This window comes from Streptomyces sp. KR55, from assembly GCF_052245645.1.
GTDB lineage: Bacteria > Actinomycetota > Actinomycetes > Streptomycetales > Streptomycetaceae > Streptomyces > Streptomyces flavusporus.
On the sequence record NZ_JBQQCE010000646.1, the window covers coordinates 1 to 4,153 of the forward strand.

Consider the following 4,153-nt stretch of genomic DNA (forward strand, 5'->3'; position numbering starts at 1 on the left):
TCCGCGCCGCCTGAGCCGCTTTCAGGGCGGCCGCCAGCGCGGCGCCCTTCCCCGGCGGCACCCGGATCAACGCCCGCTCCCACTGTTCTCCGGCAGGCGGCGCCCCCGGCCGCCGCGACCGCCCCGCCGCCACGGTCGGGGTCACCGGCAGCGGTACTGGCCCCAACACCTCTGCCTCCGGCGGCAGTTCGACGGCCCCCAGGAACTCCGCGACCGCCTCTGCCGTCCCCGACACCGCCGCCATCCGCGACACCGGCGGAAACCCCAGCTCGGCCCGCTCGGCGAGCTCCCGCACCGCATGCCCGACCGGGTCCCACCGCACCAGGGCCTGCACCGGCCGAAGCGTCGGCTCGGCCACGACGACCACGGTCCCCCCGTCACCGTGCGGCCGTACGAGCGCGGCGGCTGCGATCCACCGCCGCAACGCGTCCTCACCGGCGCGCAGATCGGGCCGCCCGAGCATGGCCCAGCCGTCGAGCAGCAGCGCGGCGGCGTATCCGCCCTCGGCGACCGGCTCGGCGCCGGGCGTACTCACCACCAGTGCAGGCGCCCCCGGCACCGTGTCCAGCACCTGCTCGCGCCCGGAGGTCCGCACCGGCACGGCCGGAAACGCCCGCCCCAGCTCCTCTGCGGTACGCCGCGCCCCCACGACCTGGGCCCGCAACCGGAACGACCCGCATTCCGGGCAGTGCCAGGAGCCTTCCGCACGCCCGCACCACCCGCACCGCAGCGCCCCGGCATCCCGCGCCTCCAACGGCCCGGCGCAGTGCCGGCACCGCGCGGGCGCCCGGCACTGCGCGCACGCCATCCGCGGCACGTATCCCCGCCGGGGCACCTGCACGAGCACCGGCCCGCTCCGCAGCCCGTCCCGGACCACCTGCCAGGCGAGGGTCGGCAACCGGGCGGCCCGGGCGGCCTCGTCCCGTGCCAGGTCCTGGTCCCCCACGGTCCGTACGAGCGGAGCGGCCTCCCGCACCTGCTCCCGCAGCGCGACGAGCGGCCGCGCCCACCCGCTCTCCACTAGCTGTGCGGCCTCCACCGTGCAGCTCCAACTCCCCAGCAGGAAGGCGCACTTGTCCTGTGCAGCGCGGAGCAGCAGCACTTCCCTGGCGTGCGGCTGCGGTGCGTGCTGTTCGCTGTGGCTGTCGTCGCCGTCGTCCCAGATGGCGACCAGCCCGAGATCCCGGACCGGCGCGAACATCGCGGCCCGCGTCCCGACCACGGCCCGTACGGATCCCCGCCGCACGGCGAGCCACTCCCGGTACCGCTTCTCCGGCCCGGCGTCGGCGGTCAGCAGCGCATGCCGCCCCTCTCCCAGCAGGGAGGTCAGCGCGGCATCGACCCGTGCGGCGGCGCGCCCGTCCGGTACGACGACCAGCGCACCGCGCCCCGAGGCCAGCGTCGCGGCAACCGCGCGGGCCAGTTCCTCGCTCCACTCGGGGCCAGGCAGGGCGTTCCACACGGCGCGCGGCGCGCCCCCGGAAGCCAGCGCCTCCAGGAAGGCCGCACCGCGCTCATAGCGCGCCCAGGACCCCGCCTCGGGCACCTCGGGCGGCGGCAGCGGCTCCGGTGACGGTCGCTGCTCGGCCCGCGCGCTGCGTGGCGGTACGGCGAGCTGCAGGACGTCGGCGAGGCTCCCCGCATAGCGGTCGGCCACGGCCCGAGCCAGGCCCAACAGCTCCTCGCTCAGCACCGGCTCCGGCGAGACGACCTGGGCTAGCGCGGCGAGCGGCCCGGCGTAGTCGGACTCGGCCCTCCGCTCGACGAGGAACCCGTCGATGAGCCCGCCACCCTCACGACGCCCTTCCCGCACCCGATGCCGCCCGGCCCCGAACCGCACCCGCACCCGCACCCCGGGCTGCGCCTCGGCATCCAGCTCCTCGGGCACGGCGTAGTCGAAGTACCGGTCGAGGTGGAGCACGCCCTTGTCCACGAGCACGCGTGCGACGGGCAGCTCCTTGGCCAGCGCGGCCCCCCGCCACGTCCGCGGCTTGGCCCGGGGCGCCTTGGCCTTCCGCACGCTCTCCCGAATGAACGCGAGCTGCTCCGGCGGCGCCCCCTCGGCCCCGCCGCCGTCCCGCTGCCCGTGCTCGCTGCTCACGCTTGCATTCTTACCAAACGCCACTGACACCGGCGCCCGCCCGAGATCACCTCGGCCACGGACTCACGCCCGGCGGCGCTTCCGCCTTCCTGTCAGCCGTTTTCGCGCATGCCGCACACGCCGAGGCCCGGCCCTCAAGGGGAACCGGGCCTCGTGGAGCGAAGCGGGACCTACAGCCCCGCAGCCGCCCGCAGCGCCTCCACGCGGTCCGTGCGCTCCCACGTGAAGTCGGGGAGCTCACGGCCGAAGTGGCCGTACGCCGCGGTCTGGGCGTAGATGGGGCGGAGCAGGTCGAGATCGCGGATGATCGCGGCCGGGCGGAGGTCGAAGACCTCGTCGATCGCCTTCTCGATCTTCTCGTGGTCGATCTTGGCGGTGCCGAAGGTCTCGACGAACAGACCGACCGGCTCGGCCTTGCCGATCGCGTACGCCACCTGGACTTCGCAGCGGGAGGCCAGGCCCGCGGCGACCACGTTCTTGGCGACCCAGCGCATCGCGTACGCCGCCGAGCGGTCCACCTTGGACGGGTCCTTGCCGGAGAAGGCACCGCCGCCGTGGCGGGCCATGCCGCCGTAGGTGTCGATGATGATCTTGCGGCCGGTCAGGCCGGCGTCGCCCATCGGGCCGCCGATCTCGAAACGGCCGGTCGGGTTCACCAGCAGGCGGTAGCCCTCGGTGTCGAGCTTGATGCCGTCGTCCAGGAGCGCCTTCAGCTCCGGCTCGACGACGAACTCGCGGATGTCGGGCGCCAGGAGGGACTCCAGGTCGATGTCGCTGGCGTGCTGCGAGGAGACGACCACCGTGTCCAGGCGGACGGCCTTGTCGCCGTCGTACTCGATGGTGACCTGCGTCTTGCCGTCCGGGCGCAGGTAGGGGATCGTGCCGTTCTTGCGCACGTCGGACAGGCGCTTCGACAGACGGTGCGCCAGGAAGATCGGCAGCGGCATCAGCGTCGGCGTCTCGTCGGAGGCGTAACCGAACATCAGGCCCTGGTCACCGGCACCCTGCTTGTCGAGCTCGTCGTCGTCGCCCTCGACTCGGGACTCGTACGCCGTGTCCACACCCTGCGCGATGTCCGGGGACTGCGCGCCGATCGACACCGAGACACCACAGGAGGCGCCGTCGAAGCCCTTCTTCGAAGAGTCGTAGCCGATCTCGAGGATCTTGTCCCGGACCAGCTGCGGGATCGGCGCGTAGGCCTTGGTGGTGACCTCGCCGGCCACGTGCACCAGACCGGTCGTGATCAGGGTCTCGACCGCGACCCGGGATGACGGGTCCTCGCGCAGAAGCGCGTCGAGAATGGTGTCGCTGATCTGGTCAGCGATCTTGTCGGGGTGACCCTCGGTCACGGACTCCGAGGTGAACAGGCGACGGGACACAACGCTCCCTGGGGTTGCAGCGGCTGCTGGCTGATCATTGGCGGACGGGACGGGGGCTGCGCCCGGCGTCGTCCGAGAACAGTTTATCGGTCGCGCTCCGCCGCATGGCCACCGTCTCGCCTCTCGGGAGCGCTGTGACCTGCGGCACGGGCATTCTGCCCAAAGTCCGGCTGCGTTGGCCAGGGTCGCCACGCCTCAAATGTGCATGCGTGCGGAGCGCGGTGGGGCGCATGAATCATTCAGCGCAGTCGTTCGGACACCAGGTCCCACACCGTTTCGGCCAGCGCCTCCTTCGGGCCGTACGGTACGGGGATCTCGGTGCCGTCGGCGCCCAGCACCACGGCCTCGTTCTCCTCGGAGCCGAAGGTCTTGCGCTCCCCCACCTCGTTCACCACGAGGAGATCGCAGCCCTTGCGCTCCAGCTTTCTGCGACCGTTGGCGAGGACGTCGTCGGTCTCGGCGGCGAAGCCGACGATCACCTGTCCCGGTCGGGCGCGGTCGGCCGAGATCTCGGCCAGGATGTCCGGATTCCGCACCAGCACGATGGGGTCCGGGTCCTGCCCGTCCCTCTTCTTGATCTTCCCGGCGGCGTACGTCGCCGGGCGGAAGTCGGCGACCGCCGCGGCCATCACGACCGCGTCGGCGTCCGCGGCCGTCTTCAGCACCGCCTCAC

Annotated in this window: 3 protein-coding genes; all 3 read right to left on the minus strand. The window is 73.0% G+C overall.

Annotated elements, in window-relative coordinates:
- Positions 1-2,101, minus strand: a 2,101-nt coding sequence (locus tag ACTWQJ_RS47475) for a primosomal protein N' (RefSeq protein ID WP_443312584.1), incomplete at its 3' end; no start/stop codon positions are given.
- Positions 2,102-2,271: 170 nt separating this feature from the next.
- A complete protein-coding gene (gene metK / locus ACTWQJ_RS47480) occupies positions 2,272-3,480 on the minus strand; it encodes a methionine adenosyltransferase (protein WP_129796807.1) in 1,209 nt (402 codons plus the stop codon).
- Between the two features lie 239 nt (positions 3,481-3,719).
- The coding region (locus ACTWQJ_RS47485) for a phosphopantothenoylcysteine decarboxylase domain-containing protein (protein ID WP_443312585.1) at positions 3,720-4,153 on the minus strand (434 nt) is incomplete at its 5' end.